The sequence below is a fragment of the Bartonella sp. AA23NXGY genome, assembly GCF_042197165.1.
Taxonomy (GTDB): domain Bacteria; phylum Pseudomonadota; class Alphaproteobacteria; order Rhizobiales; family Rhizobiaceae; genus Bartonella.
The window spans coordinates 1-24,306 of the sequence record NZ_JBHIRO010000018.1 but is presented as its reverse complement, the minus strand read 5'-3'; the positions used below and the strand labels follow the sequence as shown (position 1 = coordinate 24,306).

The following is a 24,306-nucleotide window of genomic DNA, read 5'->3' as shown; positions in this document are numbered from 1 at the left end:
TCTTCCCATGATCAACGTGACCAATCGTACCAATATTAACATGCGGTTTTGTTCGTTCAAACTTGCTCTTCGCCATTTGAGCTCTCCATTTTCCGTCCAAGCCAAGGACTAAGTTAAAAATTAATTACCAACCTGAAATTATGCGTATTTCTTTTGAATCTCCAAAGCAACAGCTGAAGGCACAGGCTCGTAATGATCAAACTGCATTGTATACTGCGCACGCCCCTGACTCATAGAGCGAAGAGTATTCACATAACCAAACATATTTGCCAAAGGAACCATTGCATTCACAACCGTTGCAATGCCGCGCGCTTCAGTTCCTGAAATCTGTCCCCGACGAGAATTGAGATCACCAATAACATCACCAACATAATCATCTGGTGTAACAACTTCCACCTTCATGATCGGTTCAAGAAGCTGTGCACCAGCCTTCTTTGCCCCATCACGAAAAGCCGCACGAGCAGCAATCTCAAAAGCCAAAACTGAAGAATCAACATCGTGATAACCACCATCAATGAGAGTCGCTTTTACACCAAGCATAGGAAAGCCCGCAAGAGGACCTGACCCCATAACACTCTCAATCCCTTTTTGGACACCAGGAATATATTCTTTAGGAACAGCACCACCAACAATCTTTGACTCAAAAATAAAGTCATCACCATCATGAGGCTCAAAAATAATTTTCACACGAGCAAATTGACCTGCACCACCCGATTGTTTCTTATGCGTATAATCAATTTCCGCCATTTTAGTAATTGACTCACGATAAGCAACTTGAGGCTGCCCAACATTTGCTTCAACCTTAAACTCACGCCGCATACGATCAACAATAATATCAAGATGAAGCTCACCCATTCCAGCTATAATAGTCTGACCAGATTCCTCATCCGATTTAACACGAAATGAAGGATCTTCGGCTGCTAGACGGTTAAGAGCAATACCCATTTTTTCTTGATCTGCTTTTGTCTTCGGTTCAATTGCAATCTCAATAACAGGCTCTGGAAATTCCATCCTCTCCAAAATAACAGGCTTCAAAGGATCACAAAGAGTATCCCCTGTTGTCGTCTCCTTAAGTCCTGCAAGAGCAACAATATCACCAGCAAATGCTTCTTCAATATCCTCACGAGAATTTGAATGCATTTGAAGCATACGCCCCAAACGCTCTTTTTTCTTTTTCACAGTATTCTCAAGAGAAATACCTTTCTGAACTTTACCTGAGTAAATACGACAGAACGTCAATGAACCAACAAAAGGATCATTCATAATTTTAAAAGCAAGCATAGATAACGGAGCATCATCAGAAGATTCGCGTGTCGTCTCAGCCTCAGTCTTTACATCAATACCCTTAATCGCCGGAATATCAATTGGAGAAGGAAGATAGGAAACAACAGCATCCAAAAGTGGCTGCACCCCCTTGTTTTTAAAAGCCGTACCACAAAGAACCGGATGAAACTGAACTTCTACTGTCCCCCTACGAATGAGAGAAACAAGCTGCTCGTTGGTTGGCATAACACCTTCCAAATAAGCCTCTGTCGCAGCTTCATCAACCTCCACAGCCATCTCAATCAATTTCTCGCGATATTCTTCAGCTTTCTCCTTTAAATCAGAGGGAATTTCACTTATCACTGCCGAGGCACCAATAGAACCATCCCACTTTAAAGCCTTCATTTCTACAAGATCAACAACACCTTCAAAGTCATTTTCAGCACCAATCGGCAACTGCAAAACAAGCGCTTTAGCACCTAACCGAGAACCAACCATCTCCACACTACGATAAAAGTCAGCTCCTATTTTGTCCATTTTATTAACAAAAACCATACGAGGCACGCGATACTTCTCAGCTTGCCGCCAAACAGTTTCCGTCTGAGGCTCCACACCAGCATTTGCATCCAACAAGGCTATTGCACCATCAAGAACACGCAAAGAGCGCTCAACTTCAATCGTAAAATCAACGTGCCCTGGCGTATCAATAATATTAAAGCGACGCTTCCGACCGTCTTGCCCTTCCCAAAATGTCGTTGTCGCAGCAGACGTAATCGTAATACCACGCTCCTGCTCCTGCTCCATCCAATCCATTGTAGAAGCACCATCATGGGTCTCGCCAATTTTATGATTCTTACCGGTATAGAACAGAATACGTTCAGTCATCGTAGTCTTACCAGCATCAATATGCGCCATAATACCAAAATTACGATAATCTTCAATTTTATATTCGCGAGCCATTATATTTGCCTTAGTTTAAAACTTCTACCAGCGATAGTGAGAAAAAGCACGATTAGCTTCAGCCATACGATGAACATCTTCACGCTTTTTCACGGCAGAACCACGATTATTAGCCGCATCCATCAATTCACCAGATAAACGCTCAACCATCGTCGTTTCATTCCGACCACGTGCCGCCGCAATCAACCAACGAATAGCAAGAGCCTGACGACGATCAGGACGAACATCAATCGGAACTTGATAAGTAGCGCCACCAACACGGCGTGAACGAACCTCAATGTGAGGAGCAACATTCTCTAAAGCTCGATGAAATAGAGCCACAGGATCTGTTTTTACTCTTTTTTCCACAGAATCGAGCGCACCATAAACAATACGCTCTGCAACTGATTTTTTACCATCAAACATAATGGCATTCATAAATTTCATAATAACCAAATCACCAAATTTTGGATCTGGATTAATCTCACGCTTTTCTGCTCTATGACGACGGGACATTGGCTTTGTCTCTCAATATTATTTTGGACGCTTCGCGCCATACTTTGAACGACGCTGTTTACGATTCTTGACACCCTGCGTATCAAGCAAACCACGAATAATGTGATAACGAACTCCTGGCAAATCTTTCACACGACCACCACGAATCATTACAACAGAGTGCTCTTGAAGATTATGTCCCTCTCCAGGAATATAACCAATCACCTCAAATCCATTCGTCAAGCGAATTTTAGCAACTTTACGAAGAGCAGAATTAGGTTTCTTCGGTGTTGTTGTATAAACACGCGTACAAACACCACGCTTCTGCGGATTCGACTGCAGAGCAGGAACCTTATTACGTTTAACTGGCGCCACGCGCGGCTTGCGAATCAACTGGTTTACGGTAGGCATGCAACCTTCCTCTTTTCGATCTACATTCGTCTCACCCAATCGGGCTTTTCTATTTTTATTTCTATCCACCCCAACAAAATCGGAGCAGATATCTAAGTCTACACACAAAATCGGGCATACCTGTACAAAACAGTTTACCCGACCATAAGCAGAGAAGGCAATAGCCTTTTGCACTAGCATTTGCTTTTAATCTTCTTAACACCTGTGAATAATTTTCCGGCTCATATCCAAAACACCTGATTACATCCACATCGGTTATGTTCATTTCTAATAGCGAGAACACGTACATTCGTCAAGAACTAAACAGCAGAAAGTTTTTAAAAATGAAAATAAATTAAATTTTAAAGCTTTAAATTTGCTTTTACCGCTACTCTTGATAAATTAATTTACCATAGTAATATCCCCTATAAACAAAAAAACAGCGATGTGACTGTAGTAAAACATAGCAGTAAATTGAATTGCATATTTGATATCTAATGATGAGCACCATGAAAATAGCAACGTGGAATATTGCTGGAATAAAAGCGCGACATGAAACATTATGTCAATGGCTGCAGCAAAGCCAACCGGACATAGTCTGTTTACAGGAAATTAAAAGTATTGATGAAAATTTTCCACGCGATACAATTGAAAATTTAGGTTACCATATAGAAACACACGGACAAAAAAGTTTTAATGGCGTTGCGATTCTCTCTAAAAAAACACCAGATGAAGTGATCCGTCGATTACCAGGCAATGATAATGATAAACAAACACGTTACATTGAAGCTGTTTATTCAACAAACAAAGGTGTTGTTCGTGTTGCATCTCTCTATTTGCCAAATGGGAATCCTGTTGAGAGTGAAAAATATTCCTATAAGATAGAATGGATGGAAAGATTATATACACATGCAAAATCATTGCTTGCGTATGAAGAACCTCTTATTCTAGCAGGTGATTATAATGTCATCCCCACTCCATTAGATGCAAAAAAACCTCAAGAATGGTATCAAGATGCCTTATTTCTTCGAGAAACAAGAAAAGCATTCCAACGTATTCTTCATTTAGGTTTTTATGATGCTATCCGGAATGTCACCGATACTCCCTCCTTCAGTTTTTGGGATTTTCAGGCAGGTGCCTGGCCTAAGAATAATGGGATTCGCATTGATCATTTATTATTATCACCAGAAGCTGTTGATCAATTAATTTGCGCTCATAGCCAAACAGAAGTAAGGGGATATCAAAAACCATCCGACCACGTTCCTGTTTGGATTCACCTTAATATCAATTAAGAAAGTAAAATCCTCATTTCATGAGACAACAAAAAAATTCTACTCAAAAATAATAACTATGCTACAGCATATAAACAGTATATCTTAAGCAAATAAAATAAAAATAAATGAATGGAGGACATAAATGAAGAAATCATTATTAATGCTTATTGCAGCAACGGCCATTGGATTCTCAAGTTTCGCGCATGCTGAACATGATACTCTTGAAAAAATAAAACGAACAGGGGAAATTACTTTAGGTGTCCGTGAATCATCTGGTTTAGCCTACGCCCTTGGTAATAATAAATATGTAGGTTTTCATACAGAAATGGCAGAACGGATCATTGATGATATCTCAAAAAAAATTGGTAAACCAATTAAAGTTCATTATCTTCCCATCACTTCTCAAAATAGAATTCCTCTCTTAAAAAATAAAACCTATGATTTTGAGTGCGGCTCAACAACACATGATATTGCCCGCAGTAAAGAAGCAGCATTTGCTTATACGACATACATTGAAGAGGTTCGGATTGCTGTAAAGAAAAACTCTAACATTAAATCTCTTGAGGATTTAAATGGAAAAACAGTTGCAACGACCACCGGTACAACATCTGTTCAACTTATTCGTAAAAATAAACGTGCAAAAAACATTCAGTTTAAAGTTTTAAAGGGGAAAGATCACGGAGATAGTTTTTTATTATTAGAATCTGGTAAGGCAGATGCTTTTGTCATGGACGCTTCAATTCTTGCTGGACATATTGCTAAATCAAAGAATCCATCTGATTATGTCATTCTTGATACTGTACTTTCAGTCGAACCTATTGCCTGTATGCTCAGATTAAATGACAAAAAATTTGAACAAACAATCAACGATAGTATCGTACGTCAGATTAAAGATGAATCACTGGAAAAGCTTTATAATAAGTGGTTTATGAAACCGATCCCACCTGCTAACACTGTTATGAACCTTCCCTTATCAAAACAAACAAGATATGCTTGGGATCACCCAAATAATAAGCCTCGAGAAAGCTACGCAGAAAAAGATTTATAGAGTTTAATAAAGAAGAACCACACTCTTTTGAAATTGAGTGTGGTTTATATTTTAATTCACTTTTTAATAAATCTGGACTATGTAGATGCGCGTGGTTTATTGTCCTATTTGTGAATGACTAATTTGAGGGAATATCAATTAATGGACTTTTCTTTCCTTTGTAGAGATGACCTTACTCAAACATTGGTAACAGGATGCTTGGGAACTCCCGGCGTAAGTCATACCTATTTAGATACACTTCTCGATGGCTTAAAAAATACAATTATATTGTCTATCACTTCACTTATATTAGCTGTATTGTGTGGTGTTATTATAGGAACAATGCGCACTTTACCCAAAACATCCATAATCAATTATATATTTCGCACTATCGGTACTATTTGGGTAGAGATTATGCGTAATATTCCCCTCCTTGTACAAGTGTTTTTGTGGTATTTTGTTGTTCCGAAGATTTATCCACCAGCGATGAAATTTTCCCCCATTCTCTTAATAACATGCGCATTGGGATTCTTTACATCTGCACGCATTGCTGAACAGGTTCGTTCAGGCATTGAAGCGATTCCTTCTGGACAACGCTATGCTGCTATGGCAATGGGATTTACAACTTATCAAAGTTATCGCTATATTATACTACCACGTGCTATACGTGCAATTATGCCACCTCTTACTTCAGAAGCAATGGGGATTGTGAAAAATTCATCTATAGCATTCGCCGTTTCAATAAATGAGCTCATGCAATTTCAATACCAAACAATTGAAGAAGTAAGCCATGTTTACGAAAATTATTTGCTTGTTACGATCCTTTATATTCTAATAGCCTTATTCGTATTCATTGTGATGACAGTCATTGAACAAATACTCAAAATTCCTAATTTTCAAACAAAGGGAAATTGAATATGGTGAATTTCATAAGCTCTCAGTTTGGACTTTATTTTCCTTTCAATTTTTCCGACTTTGATTTTTCCTTTTTTACCTTTGATGTATTTCGTTCTTACATTTTATCAGGTTTACTCTTTAGCGTTTTTCTAACTCTTTTTGCAACGGTATTGGGGTTTGTTTTCGGCACACTTTTAGCAATGATGCGCCTTTCTTCCATAAAACTTCTTTCTTGGTTTGCAATCAGTTACATAACAGCTATGCGTTCAATACCACTTGTGATGGTTATCTTATGGTTTTTCGTGCTTCTGCCTTTTTTAACTGGTATATCCATTGGTGCAAATAAATCAGCACTCATTACCTTTACCGCATTTGAAACGGCTTATTTTGCTGAGATTATGCGTGCTGGAATCAATTCAGTTCCGCAAGGACAAAAATATGCAGGACAAGCTCTTGGAATGACATATTGGCAAAGTATGTACATTGTCATTCTTCCTCAAGCCTTTAGAGATATGCTTCCAGTCTTTTTAACACAAGTTATTATCCTTTTTCAGGATACAACCCTTGTTTATGCCATCAGTGGTCATAGCCTTTTGAATGGTTTTGATATTGCTGCTAATAATTTTGGTGTAAAGCAAGAAGCTTATATCTTAGCAGCTATTTTCTATTTTGTTATCTGTTTTACACTGTCACAAATAGTTTTGTATTTACAAAAAAAAGTATCCATTATTCGCTAACAGGAAAAAAAATGTCTACTCATATGATCGAAATAAAAAATGTTTCTAATTGGTATGGCGAAATTAAAGTCCTTAAAAACTGTACAACCAACATTAATAAAGGAGAAGTCGTTGTCGTTTGTGGTCCATCAGGCTCAGGAAAGTCAACACTCATTAAAACTATTAACGCTCTCGTCCCTTTTCAAAAAGGTGAAATTTGGATTAATGGAATACCAGTTCATTCAAAAAAAACGAATCTGCCTAAATTGCGAAGTCAGGTAGGAATGGTGTTTCAACACTTCGAGCTTTTCCCCCATTTATCTGTCACAGAAAATTTGACAATTGCACAAATCAAAGTCCTAAAACGAAGCAAAAAAGAAGCACTTGAACGTGGATTGTTATATCTTGAACGCGTTGGACTCATTGAACACAAAGATAAATATCCTGGTCAACTTTCTGGAGGGCAACAACAACGTGTTGCTATTGCACGTGCTTTAACTATGGATCCACTTGTCATGCTTTTTGATGAACCAACATCTGCTCTAGATCCTGAAATGGTAGGTGAAGTACTCGATGTCATGATTAGCTTAGCAGAAGAAGGTATGACGATGATTTGTGTAACCCATGAAATGGGATTTGCACAAAAAGTCTCGGAGCGTGTTATTTTCATAGATCAAGGAACAATTCTTGAAGACTGCTCATCTAAAGAGTTCTTTTCTGATCCGCAAGCAAGAAAACCAAGAACGCAAGAATTTTTGTCTAAAATCCTAAGTCATTAGCCGTTAGATTATCAAAAAAAGCTATCTTTACTATGAACTTGTATACAAGAAAACAGAGTTTAATATAAGATGAGAGAATGTAAAAATATTACAATCAGATGTTTAAAAACTGTTATTCTTTAAAATCTCAGCAACCAGTGAAATTGCTGTACGTCTCTCAGATTCATTACAAAGAGCAAAAGCCTCTTCTTGCAAAGGGTGAATCCAATTTTTGTCTTTATACGTTAGCTTTTTTATAGGCAGCAGTTAACATTGCTGCCCCACGGACAATTTTTCTTTCTTTAAGCAGTATATTTCCAAGCATTGCTTGGGCAGAAGGATTTCCTTTTTTTGCTGAAAGTTTAAACCATCGTGCTGCTTGTATAAGATTCTTCTCCCTTCCCTCTCCCTTTAAAAATATTTTTCCTAAATGATACTGAGCTTTAGGATTTCCATAGTTTACCACAGCCTGCATATAAAGATGAGAAGCATAAGAAGGATCAGGTTTCACAGGTGATTGAGGAATACCTTTTTATATATCCGGCAAGTTTAATCAATGCGTCAGAAACATAACTTTCATCCTCTAAACCAAGATCAGCACCTTTTTCAACAATATATGCAAAAAAATTATATGCCTTATAATCATTTTTAGGGACACCATCACCGTTTGCATAGATAGAGCCAAGTTTCCAATTCGCACCAATATAGCCTCTCTTAGCAGCACAACGTAATGCTGCAATAGCCTGAGTTATATGCCCATTTTTATAAACAGACATGCCACGTTTTAAAAAATAAAACGAACCATCATTCGCTTCTTGCAAGCTATTGACATCTATTACATAAACAGTCGAAAAGAATCCCTCTAAAATCACAACAATCGTGACTTTTTTCCATATCTGAAACCTATTAACCATTCCCCCTACCTCAATTTTAATGATTATATCTGTTACAAATTTCTTTGTAGATATTTAAACTCTTTTTCTTAGTAAGAAGCATACGCAATTTTAAAGTAAAAATTTTAAAAGAAAAAACAAATAGATAAAAACCATCCAATAGGATTTATCGATCTTAAAATTTTATACGTATGAGCAAAAATCGTTCAATAGAATAACGTGCATTAAACAGCAACTTGAGAACGAAGAGAATACATGATGAATGGTAAACGTTTGAGTATAAAAAACAATACGAAAGATGGATAAATATAATGATGATAGTTAACTTATAACTTCACGACTGCCTTACCACCTTAAAGATGAAGTTTTTTGCCTCCGTCAATCTATAAACAATACAGCTTTTTGTTTAACGGATTGCACCTAACATCATTTCACATGGGGTTACTTCATACTTTACACACAAGTTCTACCTCAGAATACTCACCACTACATACAAAAATACCACATGTGTAATTTTACATGCCTTATATTGCTACTCTAAATGATGATATTTTACAGAAATAAAACAAGATATTGATTTATAATGATACTTTACCATTTTGCATGTTGAATGAGGACCTCGAATATCGTAAGATTCTCTCATTCCAAACCTGTTCCATGTTAAATCAATCAAAACCATCCGCTTGCACATTACAAGTAGAGAGAGCTATGTGGATAAAAACTCTGTGTAAGAAAGAACTAAAAATGCCTCTTACGAACGGTTTGAGCTAAGGGTTGTCCGGATATTGGACAGAATGGTGCCCCCAGCGCTTGTTACTTCACAAGCATAAAGAAGGGAAGCTCAATGGATTTACCGTTATACCATTCATGATCTACGTCGTGGAATAAGCTTGGATGCCTTAAAAGATGTCTCTTTAATGATAAACATAAAACAATGGATTTCAGTAGAGATTTTATGATCGTTCATGAAAAACTAACAAAAGAAAAAATTTCCTTTTAAAGAAGATCTATACTAGCCCTACTGGTATGCAATTATCTATCAAAAAAAATAAAAAGTTGAAATCAATCTAACCGCTCTAAAGCAACAAATATTTTTTTCTGCGCTGCACGCAGTTCTACAACCCTATTCCGCTCACGCTCAACAATTTCTGCTTTTGCATTTGCTATAAATTGGGGGTTGTTTAACTTAAGCGATATTTTTTCAATATCTTGTTCAATTTTACTGACATCCTTCCTCAAACGAACACGTTCAGCCTCCAAATCAATCAACTGTCCTAATGGTAAACAAAAAACAGCCTCTCCCAAAATCATTTGTGCTGATACTTCCGGAACTTTATCAGAGAAATCAATAACTTCAATACGCGCTAATTTTTTAAGAAGTGCATCATAACGCTTCACACGCTCTCGCGTTATTTCCCCTCCTTCGACAACAACAAGAGGTGCTTGTGTAGCCACTGGAATATTCATTTCAAAACGTACAGAGCGAATCCCTGTGACGACATCAATAAGCCAATTAATATCATCAGCAGCTTCTTCATCTATCAATGTTTCCTCTGGCCATTTTGTCAATGCGAGCATATCCTCACGCTTGATGGCTTGCGTTTCTGTAAGAGACCACAACTCTTCCGTCATATAAGGCATAAAAGGATGAAGAAGTTTATAAACTTCATCTAAAACCCAAGCAGTACAAGCTTGAGCCTCATTTTTAGCATCTTCATTTTCCCCCTGAAAAATAGGTTTGAGAAGCTCCAAATACCAATCACATAATGTATTCCAAATGAAACGGTAAAGAGTGGCAGCAGACTCATTAAATTTATAGTGTTCAATACCAGTCGTAACTGCTGAAATTGTTTTAGATAACTCTGTTAAAATCCAACGATTAAGCGCCAATTTTGCTTGTTCTGGTTTAAAAGCTGGATCATGCTTCACACCATTCATCTGTGCAAATCGGGTAGCATTCCACAATTTCGTAGCAAAATTACGATAACCAGCAATACGGGAAACATCAAGTTTTACATCACGACCTTGTGCTGCCATAATAGCTAAAGTAAACCGAAGTGCATCAGCACTATATTGATCAATAAGCTCTAAGGGATCAATAATATTTCCCTTTGATTTTGACATCTTTGCACCCTTTTGATCCCGTACAAGAGCATGCACATAAACCGTTGGGAAAGGAACGTCACCCATAAAGTGAAGTCCCATCATCATCATACGAGCAACCCAGAAAAAAATAATATCAAATCCTGTCACAGATAAAGATGTTGGGTAAAAAGTAGATAATTCAGTCGTTTTATTTGGCCATCCTAATGTTGAAAAAGGCCAAAGAGCTGATGAAAACCAAGTATCTAAAACATCCGGATCACGGATTAATTCAACAACCTCACCATAATGAGCAAAAGCTGAATCTAAAGCCTCTTTTTCACTTTTTTCAACAAAAACCGTTCCATCAGGACCATACCAAGCAGGAATCTGATGTCCCCACCATAATTGGCGAGAAATGCACCAAGGTTGAATATTTTCCATCCAATTGAAGTACGTCTTTTTCCAGTTATCTGGAACGAACTGCGTTTTGCCTTGTTGAACAGCCTCTATCGCTGGCTTTGCTAATTCAGCAGCATGAACATACCATTGATCTGTCAAAAAAGGCTCAATAGGGACACCACTGCGATCTCCATGAGGAACCATATGGGTATGATCATCAACAGAAGCTAAATATCCCTGTTCTTCCATCAAAGAAACAATCTTCTGGCGAGCAACAAAACGATCAGATTTATCGAGATTTTCTACTAACATTTTTAATTCATCTGATAAAATCAAACCATCGAAAAATGCTTCATTTTCACGAAGAAAAATCTCGGCTTGCTGGGTAAAAATATTGATCAAGCGTAAATGATTACGCTGTCCTACTTCAAAGTCATTAAAGTCATGAGCCGGTGTGATTTTTACAGCACCACTTCCAGCCTCAGGATCAGCATGGCTATCACCAACAATTAATAACCTACGACCAACAAGCGGCAAAAGAGCATTTTTACCGATAAGATTTTTATAACGCTCATCTTCAGGATTAACAGCAATTCCTGTATCACCAAGCATTGTTTCTGGTCGTGTTGTCGCCACTGTTATATAAGTTGTCGCATCATTTGGATCAAAAATTTTACCTTCAAGTGGATATCTAAAGTGCCACAAATGTCCTTGAACTTCTTTTTGCTCAACTTCAAGATCTGAAATAGCTGTCAACAATTTAGGATCCCAATTGACGAGGCGCTTATCCCTATATATCAACCCTTGCTTATAAAGCGTGACAAAGACTTCACGAACCGCCTGCGACAACCCCTCATCCATTGTAAACCGCTCACGCGACCAATCACATGAAACCCCAAGGCGACGCAACTGGTTTGCAATAACGCCTCCAGTTTCATAACGCCATTCCCAAATACGCTCAATAAACTTTTCTCTCCCCATTTCTTGACGCGTTGGCTCTTGACGTTCTGCAAGTTGACGTTCCACAACCATTTGCGTAGCAATCCCAGCATGATCCATACCAGGCTGCCACAACACATTTTTGCCACGCATCCGCTGAAATCTAACTATTATATCTTGAATTGTCGTATTGAGCGCATGCCCCATATGAAGTGAGCCTGTAACATTAGGAGGTGGAAGCATAACGCAAAAAGGTTCTGCATCGCTTTTAGAACCAGCTCCCGCTTTAAAAGCCCCACGAGTCTCCCATCTCTTTGCAACCCGTTGCTCTATAGAGGAAGCATCATAGTTTTTTTCTAACATTCTATCCATCCATAACGCCGCTGAAAAACACAATATACGATCAAAACCTGATCAGAATCTCGTGAATCTCAGCCATTCACTAGAGAGCTCGCAAAATCGCAAACAAAATCCCCATAAAATGAAAAACATAAAAATAATTAAGACGATTTTTTAATCGCCTTCACAATCTCTTCACGCAAAATATCTTCCAGCAAAATAGGCAATTTAGACTGTAACCATTCTGCTATAGCCGGACGCAACACATCCTTTGCAATCTTTTCTGCAGAAGAAATACAATATGCAGACAATTCCACATGACCATCCCTTCCAGCGTCTGACTGTGATTTCCTTATCTCATCTTCATATTCTTTTGCTTTATAAACAGAATTCCGTTCTTCAGAAGAAAGCTTCATCTTTTGCATATCCATACCAACTGTATTATTTTCTGCCTCTATATCCTCTTTCTCTTGCGTTATCTTCCCTCCTTGATTTTCAGAAGAAAGACCAATACGATCAGCTAAAGCTTTCATAGCATCATCAACCGATAAGGTTGTATCATAAATACCCTCGGATGCCACTTCTGAAGCATTCACTGCAACATCTTCATTTAAAAAGTGATCAGATTGAACCGCATTTTCTTCGATTATTTCACGAATAGATGTTAAAATTTCATCCATACTTGGCTCACGTAACACGCTTGAACTCTGTACCATACTTTACAACCTCTCAAAGACGCAACAACAAATAGAATCACATTTTCAGTGTATGCAAAAGAATTATAAGATCAACATGCCTCCTACGATATTTTCAAATATGCTTGTCATAAAGAGGGCGCTACACACAGTTTTCTACACTTAGTAAAAATAATATCTCGCCGCAATATCTTTCAACATATTCAACTGTTGATTTACTAATCTTTTAAAAACTAAAATAATTTAATAAGATTCAAAGAGATACTTTTATGTATTATCGGATATATTTAATTGTTTTTAAACCTAAATAACTTGCAGTCAATTTACCAATAGAAGATTGAACACTATAGCTCGCCACAACAGCATTACGCTCTGCCATTGCAAGCGCAATCTGAGCATTAATCAATAGAGTACGAGAATTTAAAACATCCAGCGTCGTTGCTTGCCCTACGCGATTTTCTTGAACACGACCTTTCAGAGCAATTTCAGCAGCACGAACACTTTCACGGTAAGCAACCACAGATGAGCGTGCGCCCTCCAACTGAAACCAAGCAGAAGTCAGTGCTTGCCTCGTATTACTATGCGCCAAATCGAGTTGAAGCTGCGCCTGTCCAAGCTGTTCCCTTGATTGGCGAATTTGCGCAGATGTACGCCCTCCTTCAAAGATTGGGACACTTACTGACAACCCTACAGATTTAGAAACGCCATCTTCTCCAACCCCGCTGTAGATTCGATTATAAGATGCTGTTGCAGAAAAATCAACTTTAGGGAGCAATGCCCCTTCTTTCGCCTTTACATTATAAGCACTCGCATCAACTAAATATTTAGCATAAAGGATTGCTGGATGCATCACAACGCTCATTTGGTAAGCCATATCAAGGTTGACGGGAAAATCTTTGGCTAGAGGTGGGCGTTTTAACTTTTCAGGATCAGAACCAATAACTTGTCGATACACTGCCTCTGCTGCTTTTACATCAGAACGAGCAAGACTCAGCTCTGAAACCGCCACGGAACGTGCAGCTTGAGCTTGAGCAAGATCAACATGCCCTCCTTCACCCACATCAAATTTTGCTTTATTAGAACGAACTTGTTCCTCAAGAGCTGCCAAATTTTCTCTCCGAAGATCGGCAACACGACGTGCGTGATAGACATTAGCATAAGCGGTCACCGCCTCTAGAAACGTATTTTGTTCAACATTACGAAGATATTCACGCTGAGCCTGCAACTTAACTTGAGCTGAAGAAAAGATATTTTGCGTGATAAAACCATCAAATAATCTTTGATTTAATCTCACTCCTATAGATCCAGAAGTGACATAAGGACCTGTAAAAGACTTATTGCGCCCATAGTTCCCAACCCCCTCAACTTGTGGCAATAGCCCCGATCGCGCAATGACAACATCATCACTGGATATACGCACAGCTGCACGTTCACTATTCAACTTAGCATTATATTTATAAGCCTTAGAAAAGGCATCCATCAATGTTTCAGCACAAACAGTCTCTGATAGTAAAACACTCAACACCAGCAATAAACACGCCTGAAACTTCTTGTTTACTCTAAACATAATACACACAATAACAAACCCCAAATAAATTACAAAATTATCTTTTATTCACAAAACAAACAAGCACTAAAACACAAAACCAAGTGTTTTGAAAAAACAAGGAAGAGGCTTTACAGCGAGATTAAAAGCACGACGAGCCGAGATGATCCCATCTTCTTTTATATAGATTTGTGCAACAGCAGCATTTCCATACCCTTCAACCACCACAAGACGTCCACAGTCTTTCATTTGATCAAAGATACCTTGAGGAATAAAATCAACAGATCCCTCAATGAAAATCACGTCATAAGGTCCCTCAACAGCATATCCTTGCTCTAATGGACCATGAACGACAACCACATTATCACATTGATTACGTTCTAAAGCTTCAAGAGCACATTCAAAGAGAGATTTATTACTTTCCAGCGCAATCACAGACCCTGCAAGTTTTGCAAGCAACGCTGCACAATAACCACTATTTGCACCAATATCTAAAACAACATCTGATGATTTTAAAGCGGCAAGCTGTAGTAATTTCGCTAGAGATGCAGGTTTCATCAAATAGCGTGCAGGAATCCCATCTTGCTCTGGACATAGAACAATATCGGTATCAAGATAACTTAACACTTTCATATCTTCCGATACAAAATCTTCACGAGACACCGTTAAAAAGGCTTCAAGAACTGATAAATCCGTTACATCGACTGTACGAATTTGATTGTCAACCATTTTGCGACGAAGCTCAGCAAAATCTGCAACCATAACGAATATTTTCTCCTAACCTACAAAAAACAAACAAAACAGCGACAATAAGGGATAAAGATCTCTTAAACTATGGGCGTTACAAAAAAGGATGCTACAGTCAACAATTAGATTTTAACTGTATAATCTCTCATACAAAAGTGTCTTCACAAGAATAGAGGGAAATAATCTATTTTCCTATACCTCATCTCCCTTAAAAGCCGTTTCGTTTAAAATCGGCTGGAGGCCTCGCCCGGAATCGAACCGGGATACAAGGATTTGCAGTCCTCTGCGTAACCATTCCGCCACGAGGCCTCGTCAACAAACATAAAGGTCTCAATAAGGGAAGGCAACGCATCCGTCAAGGTGTAGAAATCTTCTCTCGCCTTTTTTCCTCTTATTACACAATTTATCATATTTTTTTAAAAAAAGTAATTTTATCCTTTGCAAATCAGTATTGCTTTGCTATAGCCTTTTCAACGAGATGATTGGGCACCGTTCCCCGGTAGCTCAGCGGTAGAGCAACCGGCTGTTAACCGGTTGGTCGCTGGTTCGAATCCGGCCCGGGGAGCCACTTTTCTTTTATTCCACGTAGTTTATTTGTAGCTTGCCAGCAGGTTTTGTATAATTTGCCACTAGGTTTTGTACCAATTTATTTTTTTTCTAAAGTTTTTAGACATGAGGGATTCGTTAATAAAAGTAATGGAATAGGATTTTTGCAATAAAGTAGAAACGCAATATCCTACGGGATGTGTTTTTTGCAATGAACGCAAAAAGCGATTGATTCATTTTAAATACTTTTTTCAAACTACCGCGCCTTTATAAGAGGACACTGCAATTATTTGCACATTATAAATTACGATTTCTTTCATCAGAGATGAATTATTAAGCTCCATCAGCAATGAATCGGTCTCATATATTTTTTCCCAAAGAAAGAATGATTTGTACTCAATAAAGGAATTAAACTTAAAAACCTGCTCATGAAGCAATCATTTTGAAAAATGAAAGAAACAACAATCAAGGTCATATATTATCTCCATACACCCCACATAACCTCCTCCCCATCCTAAAAGCAAAAAAACATAAAACAAGTCTGTAAACACTCCGAGGTCTTATCTAACAGGTTATTTCTCCTGCTAACCACTTCAACGCTTTACAAACAACCTTGCCTTGTTCACCACACTGTCATAAAACATTTAATACATAAAATCTTATAGGCTTTATATCCCCCAAATAATAGTTTTACAGTAAAAACCAAGATAACGAGCTAAATTGTTAAGAATCCTGGGAAAGCCTTCAGAAATCATGACATTCTCGCTATTGTATTATGCAGTCACATGCTTTTTTAAAGAGATATCTCTTAAATCCGCCAGGACTCTTTCACAATGACACCCCCGTAAATGGTATAAAATGAAATCGATTGATCAGCCCCATCTTTATTTATAATAAAAGCCATACCATCGTACTATTTTCCAACTCTCAATCTCAGCAATCCCCATTGCCTTGGAAAGAGTTTATAAAAATTATTTTATTTATTTTTCAAATGATTATCTATATGACAACTTCACACATAACGTGCAAGCGAATACTTTTGATTGATCCGCATAAATAACTTCAAAATGAAAAAAATACGATATAATGAATTATTCAATATATAAAACAATGAGTTATTATTAGACATCAATTTTAAAAATTAAAAGTTATCATTAAAGATAAAACACATCCTTTATAAAAATAGTTTTATATAAATAAAATCTACTTTTATTCCCATTTAAAAAAATAGGAATAAAGCAAATAAATAATTGCCTCTACAATAAAGATTTTTAATAAATCCAAAAAGTTAGAAGTTTTCATTTCTAAAAAATGAAAACCTCTAAAGGATCTTCTTACTTTGACAAGAGTATTTTATAGCTCTTTTCAATTGAGAATAAATCAACAAAAGTAAAAAATCTCCAGTACATGATCTTTTTTCAAGACTTTATCTAAGCAGCCCTCTTAACTGATTTTCGAAAACGAAGAGGCTTTGCACGCTTTACTACTGTTTTTGCTTTTTTATACCTCTCATTTTGAGGTGAAGAATTCTTCCGCTGCAACTGTGCGGTATCATCTTTTCGACCTAAAAACTGTTTTTGGCGTTTAGATTTTTTAAAACGGCGTTCCTTATCGTTTTCTTTTTCTTTACTTTCTCGTACAATTGGCTTTTCTGGAAACGCTGCAAATTGTTCTGGAACAGCCTCAGCCACCAATTTCATACGAATCAAGCGCTCTATAGCACACAGGCGGGACCTTTCTACCTTCTCATCAAAAAGCGTAAGTGCTACACCAGATGCGCCATTACGTCCTGTACGACCAATACGATGTACATAACTTTCAGCTTCATCTGGTAAGTCGTAATTAATAACGTGGCTTATCCCTGGTATATCAATACCGCGTGCAGCAATATCTGTTGCCACTAGGATCTGCACAGATCTTTCACGAAAAGCTTTTAAAGCAGACTGGCGAGCACCTTGTGATTTATTTCCATGAATTGTTGCGACTAAATATCCTACCTTTTCTAAACTACGTGTGACAGCATCTGCCCCATGTTTAGTTCGAGTAAAAACAATAACCGAATCAAAAGCTGGATTTGTCAAAAGTTTACTTAAAACATTCTTTTTTTCATTCGTAGGAACACAATATAATTTTTGGCAAATCTCTACAGCCGTAGTACCTTGAGGAACAACTTCAATTTTAACCGGATCATTGAGTAAACATTTTGCAAGCACAGCAATTTCCCTCGGCATTGTTGCAGAAAAGAGTGCTGTCTGACGCTCTTGATGCAAAAGCTTTGCAATTTGCTTAACATCATGAATAAAACCCATATCCAACATACGATCTGCTTCATCCAAAATCAAAAAACGAGATTGGGAAAGATCAACACACTTTTCACGAACAAGATCTCTCAAACGCCCTGGAGTCGCTATCAAAACATCCACACCTGCTTCCATACGTTTAATTTGTTTTAAACGTGATACGCCCCCAAAAATAAGACATGTTGAAAGATGTGCTCCTTTCGCCGTAGTGCGAATCGTTTCATCAATCTGCACAGCAAGTTCACGCGTTGGAGCTAAAATCAAAGCGCGTGCAGTTTTAGGGCAGCGTTTATCACCTAAAGCCAAAATCTGACTTAAAATAGGCAAACTAAATGCCAAGGTTTTTCCAGAACCTGTCTGAGCAACACCTAAAATATCGTGTCCTTTCAACATAACTGGAATAGCTTGTTCTTGTATAGGTTTAGGTTTACTCATCCCAGCAATGAGTAAATTTTTAATCAAAAGAGTAGGCAAACCTAACTTTGTAAAAACATTTTCTTCTTTTATAGGCAAAATAAAATCTTTCCTTAGCTGAAGAACTCAAAAGAAGTAACCATCTGAACTCTCCACTCAAGAATCCGCGCAAGAGAAATCCCTGACATTTTAAATGAAGCAACGCCTAAAAAGCGGCTTGCGCAACTCATGAACACCTTGAAATCAAGATAAAGGCGTATAAACTTCACTTTACAAAAAGCCAACAAACCAGCCTAAATGCCTTCATCTCTATTATCTTTGGATTATGATAAAAAAGCAAGAACTTTACGAAATACATTTATCATGAATAAAAACAATATTTAAATCGTTTACTTTTTGATGATTGTGTCCATCGGTAAATGTACCTTGATAAAATCAGGATAAATCTCGAGAAAAACTGGATTTTGTAAAGTTTTTTGACCGCCATAAATTAAATACCATTGTGTTTTATCAAAAATCGCCAAAGTTTTATATTGAATGATGCGATCTTTCATCTCAAGAACTGTTGGAATTAAAGCATACAAAGTACCGTTATCAGTTTGTAAATACTCTATATTTTCTTTATCTAAATAATAAGCACCAGAAGGCACCCCCTCAAATTTCTTATGCAACTGTTGAAGAAAATCACTACGTAAAGCACTCTCTGTTGTATTCAATCGATGTGCCATCTCTTTATAAAGCCGCTCAGGCATATAACGAGAAATGGGCATAAAATCCCCATTTTTTATAGCATTATTGACATCAACAACGACTCTTGAAAGTTCATCTTTTTGTACTATTGTTGGCTGAGATGCTAAACTCTGTTGATTAACAATCAAAAAGAAAAATAGACTCAGCACCGAATAAAAAATAGGTCTCATCATTATACTTCTTGTTTTAGTAAAATTTTAGTTTCTCAAATAACAAAATCAAATAACGTTTGATCATCAGTAATATCACGATAACGCCAACCTAACGCTTGAAATTTTTCCTCTAAAAGACAAAAATTACCGTATTTTTTTGTTTCAATCGCAACCAATACAGAACCAAAGTTTCTCGCTGACTTTTTAAGATATTCAAAACGTACGATATCATCATCTGGTGATAATGTGGAAAGAAAATGACGCAATGCACCAGGATGTTGCGGAAAACTAAAAATAAAATATTTTCTCAACCCTTGGAAACGTAAAGAACGCTCTTTAATTTCTGGCAAACGCTCAAAATCAAAATTACCTCCTGAAATAACGAGAAGAATTTTTTTCCCCTTTAACTCTTGAGGAGGAATACTGTTAAGCGCATCAATCGATAAAGCACCAGCCGGTTCAAGAACCACACCTTCAACATTAAGCATTTCAACCATCGTAGAACAAACGCGGTTTTCAGGAACCGTAATGACAGAATCAGGGGGAAATTGCTTTAGAATTGTATAGTTTAGAGCACCAATTTCAGCCACAGCAGCACCATCTACAAAAGTGTCAATGCTTTCAAGCTTGACGCGTTTTCCACTCTCCAAACAAGCAAGCAAACTTGCAGCTCTTTGCGGCTCAACAAAACGAAGCTTTGTTTTCCAACCATATTCATGTAAAAACTTGCTCACTCCACTTGCCAAACCACCACCCCCTACCGGCACAATCATCAAATCTGGCTCACTTTCTCCATTGAGTTTTTTCCATTGTAAAGCTGCTTCACAAAGCACTGTTGCCTGCCCTGTAATAATGCGAATATCATCGAAAGGTGGAGCCATTACACCACCGCTCTCTACGACAAAGGATTGCGCAGCTTCATAACATTGATCAAATGTTTCACCAACCAAACGAATATCAATGAATTCTTTACCAAAAATACGTGTTTTTTCAATTTTTTGTTGTGGCGTTGTCATAGGCATGAAAATCACGCCTTTACGTTTAAAATAACGACAAACAAAAGAAACCCCTTGCGCGTGATTCCCCGCTGAAGCACAAACAAATGCAGAATCTGGTGATATACAGCTAAGCATTTCTGAAACAAAATTGAAAGCACCACGAATCTTATAAGACCGCACCGGTGTTAAATCTTCACGCTTTAAATAAATTTCTGCATCATACTTTTGACTAAGAAAATCATTTCTTTGAAGTGGTGTTTCAGCAAACACGTGATGCAATCCCACCATAGCTTTTGTGACGTCTTGAATAAATTGACTCATAACACTAATCATTTCATACTTTATTTACATTATAAAAGCTTTTTCTATCGATAAAGGAAACTATTGTCAGTCAAAATTTCACTAAAAAATGAAAAATGTTTCTTTTGTCATTAATTCTTGATTCAATAAAAGATATAGCTTATGAGAGAAATCACATCGCGGACGTGATGAAAACGGTAAACATAGCAGACTTAAAATCTGCCGGTCGAAGACCTTGCGGGTTCAAGTCCCGCCGTCCGCACCAGATTATCTTAATCTCTCTTATTTTCCAATGATTTATTAAAAATCAAAAAAAATTAAAGCACCTTCTAAACCACCTTTCGTAACTTTATTATAACGCTATAAGACGGCACCGCGGTGGTACTAAAATACGAATCATTGCTGCTTTTTGAGGTACCTTTTTAGCACTTTGACCTCCTCCTCGTCTTTATAGGATGGAGAGGCAATCAATATTGCTAATTTGGGATTGGCTTATACCCTTCATGACTCTTGTAAAACGACGCAAAAGCTCAGAAAAGAGATAGATGCAAAAGACAAAATAATAGATAAAGAAGCTGAAATAATACGTGCACAAAAAGATGTGATTCAAAAACAAGAAGAGTTAATTCGAAAATCAACTGCTTCTAAGATTATTTTTCCTCGAATGGCAGTAAAAAATTGGCCCAAAAGTAGTTTCAAGTACTTTCTCACGACCATTTTTTCAAGACAGGCAATCACAACACGCTCTGTCATAGCGCACATATAAATACGCAACAGCCTTCATGGGGGAAGATGATCATCAATACACAAACCGTTCTCTGCCTTGATCTAGATCTAAGACAGGCTGGGCGATTTCTCGTGTAGACAGCAGTATAACAAGTGGCACTTGTCAATTTTGAATTTTTTCGTTTTCAAGGCGATAGTAGGCGCTATTTGCGTTTTCAGCAATGGCTTACAAAAATGAAGATCACAACAGATAAAGTCAATGCCTCACAAGAAAAGATGATTAAGACGGTGTGTGCAAAAGAATACAATCCAAAAGATGACAACGAAGCAAATGCTTTAGCAATTTTATATTTAGTTAAAGAAGGGAATGCGCATGTCTAATGCAATACCATGGATAAGATTCCTTTTGAATGACTGGAACAGTGAGATAGATGGAATGACATGAGAACAAAGGGGCATTTATATAACGCTTTTCATTCGCATATATGACAAAAAAGCACCAATTAAAACAGATTTTGAAATGCTTGCCCGCGCTTACAATTGCTCGCAAAAAAGTTTGCAACTATTGTCGAATATCTCATAAAGAATGGTAAATTTCTTGAGAAAGATAATGGTTTGTCGAATACGCGCATTGAAGAAGAGCTAAAAGATTTTACTGATAAAAAAGCGCCCATATCGCAAATTCATAGTGAGGCTTGAAAAAAGGTGTACAATAAAAAACGCTATAAAAAACATTTTAATGATTTTGCTGAAGCAAACGCTAAGCAAAATCAAGCTATAAAGAACCAGAATAAGAATATATATAAACTAAAACTATCATTTTAGCAAAAAAACTGCTTCTGAAAATTTAGAAACAAACGAACAGGTTGACGAACCAACATAGGTTGCTGCTGTTGAGACCACATCAGAGCAAATCGAAACGGGTGTAGAAAACCAACCTTTCATTCACGAGCAAGAGAACATTACGAAAAAAGCTAAACGGGTTAGAAATGACAGTGGCTGTCGTACCCCTGATGATTTCGAACCTGTTTATGATTTCGCAATCGAAGAGGGATTTCCTCCAGAGCGTATCAAAGCCGAAATGGCAAAATTTCGAGATTTTTGGAAAGCTAGAACAGGCAAAGATGCACGCAAAACGGATTGGAAAGCAATGTGGCGCAACTGGGTGCAAAAAGCTATCGAGGATTTAGAGAACGGAAAAAACTATGGAAATCACTCTCAAAGGCAAAAAAGTGTAGATGAACGCATCTCAGACAGTATCCTTGATATCGAGCCTCGAGGTCACTTTGAAACACATTCACGAGATGATAACTCTGGAGTTTCCTTTAGTTTTGAAAAGTGGCAAGCATTGACACAACAGCAGGAAGCGATTGCCTTAGAAGCGTGTGATCAACTTCACGAATTGTTTTCAATAAAAGTGAGTAAAGAGGACATAACCAAGGCAATTCGGATGCTTTCGGTGTGGTTTAAAAATTTCGCAACAGACAGATCATGAAGGTATGGCGCTTACCTATGGAATGGTTTTGGAAAGTGTTTCTGCGTGGTCACTCATAAAAACGGTTAAACGGATTTTATGCGATGAGTTAGAAGGTTTATCGGATACGTTTTTTCCAAGCACTCGTGAGTTAGTAAGATTATGTCGTGATTTGGAAAATAGTCTTTTGACGAAAGCCAATCTTGTACACCAGGCTGTTTTGAACACCCGTGAAAAAAGGCTGAAAGAAAAGGCAATGAGAGAGAATTCAAGACCACTCACGTTGGTTGAAAAGCAAGTGAAAAACATTGCAGGTTAGCAAACTAGTGAAAATTGCTGATCGTTTTGTGATTGGATGTGCATTTAAATCGACAAAATGGCACCGTACAGAGTGATTTAAAGATTTTATGATAAAAAACCTATCATATAAAACGCTCTGTACGGTCAAATTTGAGGCAAATAGACAAATTTGTAAAATTAGGATTAAAGCATGTTCATTTTAAAACATCTATTCTTAAAAAACCGTAAACAACCCATGCGAAAGAGGTTTGTTGCAACGGCAGTGGGTATGTCCCATGGGGGATGGGATAGAGGAGTATTTTTACAACCTCTACGAATACGAAGACGGTACAAAAGAGTGTGAAAAGTTTGATGGTGATCAGTATTACAAAACACCTAAAAATGCGGATTTTAGTACCAAAGCGCAAGTAAAAGCATGGGTTTACGGTGGTGATATTCCGAAAAGCATTCTCAATTACGAACCTCTTATAGACGAAGATCAACAGAGAGATAAAAAATATTGACTTTATTCAGAGTATATTGCGTATTGCTCTAAATGCGCTTCATAAGCATTTTAGCCGTTAAAAAAGAATTGACATCAGATGAAAAATCATTAAAATGTGTATATATTTACACATTATGAGTTTAGGGAATGGAACAAGATAGCCGAAAAATCATTGCAAAATTAAAGCGTGATGGCTTTGAACTTGTCAAAGTAAAAGGTTCTCATCATAAATTAAAAAAAGATGGTAAGGTTGTTATCGTTCCACATCCTAAAAAAAATCTTCCGATTGGTACAGCACGTTCTATCGCACAACAAGCAGGTTGGTTAAAAAAAGGAGAAGAAAAATGAAAAGATTTTTTGCTCTTGTTCATAAAGATGAAGATTCTGCTTTTGGTGTTCAGTTTCCTGATTTTGAGGGACTTTTTTCTGCTGCTGATGAGGAAGAAAATTTAATCGCAAA

General features: G+C 37.4%; 20 protein-coding genes, 3 tRNA genes and 3 pseudogenes. 13 read left to right on the top strand and 13 right to left on the bottom strand.

Features of this window, described 5'->3' with window-relative positions; genetic code table 11:
* The 4 genes and pseudogenes from ACFINY_RS08170 to rpsL all read right to left on the bottom strand — a co-directional run.
* Positions 1-76 (bottom strand): annotated as a pseudogene (locus tag ACFINY_RS08170) (elongation factor Tu); the annotation flags it as partial.
* Positions 77-138: 62 nt separating this feature from the next.
* Positions 139-2,223, bottom strand: coding sequence for an elongation factor G (fusA, locus tag ACFINY_RS08165; protein ID WP_375612439.1), 2,085 nt, complete (start codon positions 2,221-2,223; stop codon positions 139-141).
* Positions 2,224-2,247: 24 nt separating this feature from the next.
* Positions 2,248-2,718, bottom strand: coding sequence for a 30S ribosomal protein S7 (gene rpsG, locus ACFINY_RS08160; RefSeq protein ID WP_273791452.1), 471 nt, complete (start codon positions 2,716-2,718; stop codon positions 2,248-2,250).
* 18 nt (positions 2,719-2,736) lie between these two features.
* Entirely contained in the window at positions 2,737-3,108 is a 372-nt protein-coding gene (rpsL, locus tag ACFINY_RS08155; protein WP_005773262.1) for a 30S ribosomal protein S12, read from the bottom strand.
* A 488-nt stretch (positions 3,109-3,596) separates the two neighbouring features.
* Here rpsL and xth point away from each other — a divergent pair, with 488 nt between their 5' ends.
* The 5 genes from xth to ACFINY_RS08130 all read left to right on the top strand — a co-directional run bounded on the left by xth (position 3,597) and on the right by ACFINY_RS08130 (position 7,780).
* Positions 3,597-4,379 carry an exodeoxyribonuclease III gene (gene xth / locus ACFINY_RS08150; RefSeq protein ID WP_375612440.1) on the top strand — a complete coding sequence of 261 codons (783 nt, stop codon included), beginning with the start codon at positions 3,597-3,599 and terminating at the stop codon, positions 4,377-4,379.
* Positions 4,380-4,503: 124 nt separating this feature from the next.
* Positions 4,504-5,409 carry a transporter substrate-binding domain-containing protein gene (locus ACFINY_RS08145; protein WP_375612441.1) on the top strand — a complete coding sequence of 302 codons (906 nt, stop codon included), beginning with the start codon at positions 4,504-4,506 and terminating at the stop codon, positions 5,407-5,409.
* Between the two features lie 141 nt (positions 5,410-5,550).
* Entirely contained in the window at positions 5,551-6,303 is a 753-nt protein-coding gene (locus tag ACFINY_RS08140; RefSeq protein ID WP_375612442.1) for an amino acid ABC transporter permease, read from the top strand.
* 2 nt (positions 6,304-6,305) lie between these two features.
* Entirely contained in the window at positions 6,306-7,022 is a 717-nt protein-coding gene (locus ACFINY_RS08135; protein WP_375612443.1) for an amino acid ABC transporter permease, read from the top strand.
* A gap of 11 nt (positions 7,023-7,033) precedes the next feature.
* Positions 7,034-7,780, top strand: a complete 747-nt coding sequence (locus ACFINY_RS08130; protein ID WP_273791447.1) for an amino acid ABC transporter ATP-binding protein — start codon at positions 7,034-7,036, stop codon at positions 7,778-7,780.
* Positions 7,781-7,882: 102 nt separating this feature from the next.
* Here the strand turns inward: ACFINY_RS08130 and ACFINY_RS08125 are convergent.
* From ACFINY_RS08125 to ACFINY_RS08100, 6 genes and pseudogenes are all read right to left on the bottom strand, one after another.
* A pseudogene (locus tag ACFINY_RS08125) lies at positions 7,883-8,673 on the bottom strand (tetratricopeptide repeat protein).
* Between the two features lie 1,041 nt (positions 8,674-9,714).
* On the bottom strand, positions 9,715-12,438 hold the full coding sequence (locus ACFINY_RS08120) for a valine--tRNA ligase (RefSeq protein ID WP_375612444.1): 2,724 nt from the start codon (positions 12,436-12,438) through the stop codon (positions 9,715-9,717).
* 137 nt (positions 12,439-12,575) lie between these two features.
* Positions 12,576-13,130, bottom strand: coding sequence for a DUF2497 domain-containing protein (locus ACFINY_RS08115; protein ID WP_375612445.1), 555 nt, complete (start codon positions 13,128-13,130; stop codon positions 12,576-12,578).
* Between the two features lie 253 nt (positions 13,131-13,383).
* Positions 13,384-14,676, bottom strand: coding sequence for a TolC family outer membrane protein (locus ACFINY_RS08110; RefSeq protein WP_375612446.1), 1,293 nt, complete (start codon positions 14,674-14,676; stop codon positions 13,384-13,386).
* 66 nt (positions 14,677-14,742) lie between these two features.
* The gene (locus ACFINY_RS08105) at positions 14,743-15,417 is read right to left on the bottom strand and encodes a protein-L-isoaspartate O-methyltransferase (RefSeq protein ID WP_375612447.1); all 675 of its coding nucleotides are present in this window, start codon (positions 15,415-15,417) and stop codon (positions 14,743-14,745) included.
* A gap of 220 nt (positions 15,418-15,637) precedes the next feature.
* Positions 15,638-15,711: transfer RNA gene (locus tag ACFINY_RS08100), tRNA-Cys, on the bottom strand.
* A 184-nt stretch (positions 15,712-15,895) separates the two neighbouring features.
* On the opposite strand from ACFINY_RS08100, the gene ACFINY_RS08095 reads away from it, so the two are divergent.
* Positions 15,896-15,970 (top strand) — tRNA-Asn (locus tag ACFINY_RS08095).
* Positions 15,971-17,378: 1,408 nt separating this feature from the next.
* Here ACFINY_RS08095 and ACFINY_RS08090 read toward each other — a convergent pair.
* The 3 genes from ACFINY_RS08090 to ilvA form a co-directional block, all read right to left on the bottom strand.
* Positions 17,379-18,761, bottom strand: coding sequence for a DEAD/DEAH box helicase (locus ACFINY_RS08090; RefSeq protein ID WP_375612448.1), 1,383 nt, complete (start codon positions 18,759-18,761; stop codon positions 17,379-17,381).
* 290 nt (positions 18,762-19,051) lie between these two features.
* The gene (locus ACFINY_RS08085; RefSeq protein WP_375612454.1) at positions 19,052-19,582 is read right to left on the bottom strand and encodes a hypothetical protein; all 531 of its coding nucleotides are present in this window, start codon (positions 19,580-19,582) and stop codon (positions 19,052-19,054) included.
* Between the two features lie 35 nt (positions 19,583-19,617).
* On the bottom strand, positions 19,618-20,895 hold the full coding sequence (gene ilvA, locus ACFINY_RS08080) for a threonine ammonia-lyase IlvA (RefSeq protein WP_375612449.1): 1,278 nt from the start codon (positions 20,893-20,895) through the stop codon (positions 19,618-19,620).
* 146 nt (positions 20,896-21,041) lie between these two features.
* Here ilvA and ACFINY_RS08075 point away from each other — a divergent pair.
* The 7 genes and pseudogenes from ACFINY_RS08075 to ACFINY_RS08045 all read left to right on the top strand — a co-directional run.
* A tRNA-Leu gene (locus ACFINY_RS08075) sits at positions 21,042-21,127 on the top strand.
* A gap of 614 nt (positions 21,128-21,741) precedes the next feature.
* Positions 21,742-21,969: a hypothetical protein gene (locus tag ACFINY_RS08070; RefSeq protein WP_375613726.1), complete on the top strand. Its 228-nt coding sequence runs from the start codon at positions 21,742-21,744 to the stop codon at positions 21,967-21,969.
* A gap of 700 nt (positions 21,970-22,669) precedes the next feature.
* The gene (locus ACFINY_RS08065) at positions 22,670-23,083 is read left to right on the top strand and encodes a hypothetical protein (RefSeq protein WP_375612451.1); all 414 of its coding nucleotides are present in this window, start codon (positions 22,670-22,672) and stop codon (positions 23,081-23,083) included.
* Positions 23,084-23,087: 4 nt separating this feature from the next.
* Positions 23,088-23,381, top strand: a complete 294-nt coding sequence (locus ACFINY_RS08060; protein ID WP_375612452.1) for a hypothetical protein — start codon at positions 23,088-23,090, stop codon at positions 23,379-23,381.
* A gap of 171 nt (positions 23,382-23,552) precedes the next feature.
* Positions 23,553-23,865: pseudogene (locus ACFINY_RS08055) on the top strand (hypothetical protein).
* 128 nt (positions 23,866-23,993) lie between these two features.
* The gene (locus ACFINY_RS08050) at positions 23,994-24,194 is read left to right on the top strand and encodes a type II toxin-antitoxin system HicA family toxin (protein WP_007553727.1); all 201 of its coding nucleotides are present in this window, start codon (positions 23,994-23,996) and stop codon (positions 24,192-24,194) included.
* Positions 24,191-24,306 (top strand): type II toxin-antitoxin system HicB family antitoxin (locus ACFINY_RS08045; RefSeq protein WP_375700981.1); only part of this gene is annotated, 116 nt, incomplete at its 3' end. The genes ACFINY_RS08050 and ACFINY_RS08045, both read left to right, overlap by 4 nt.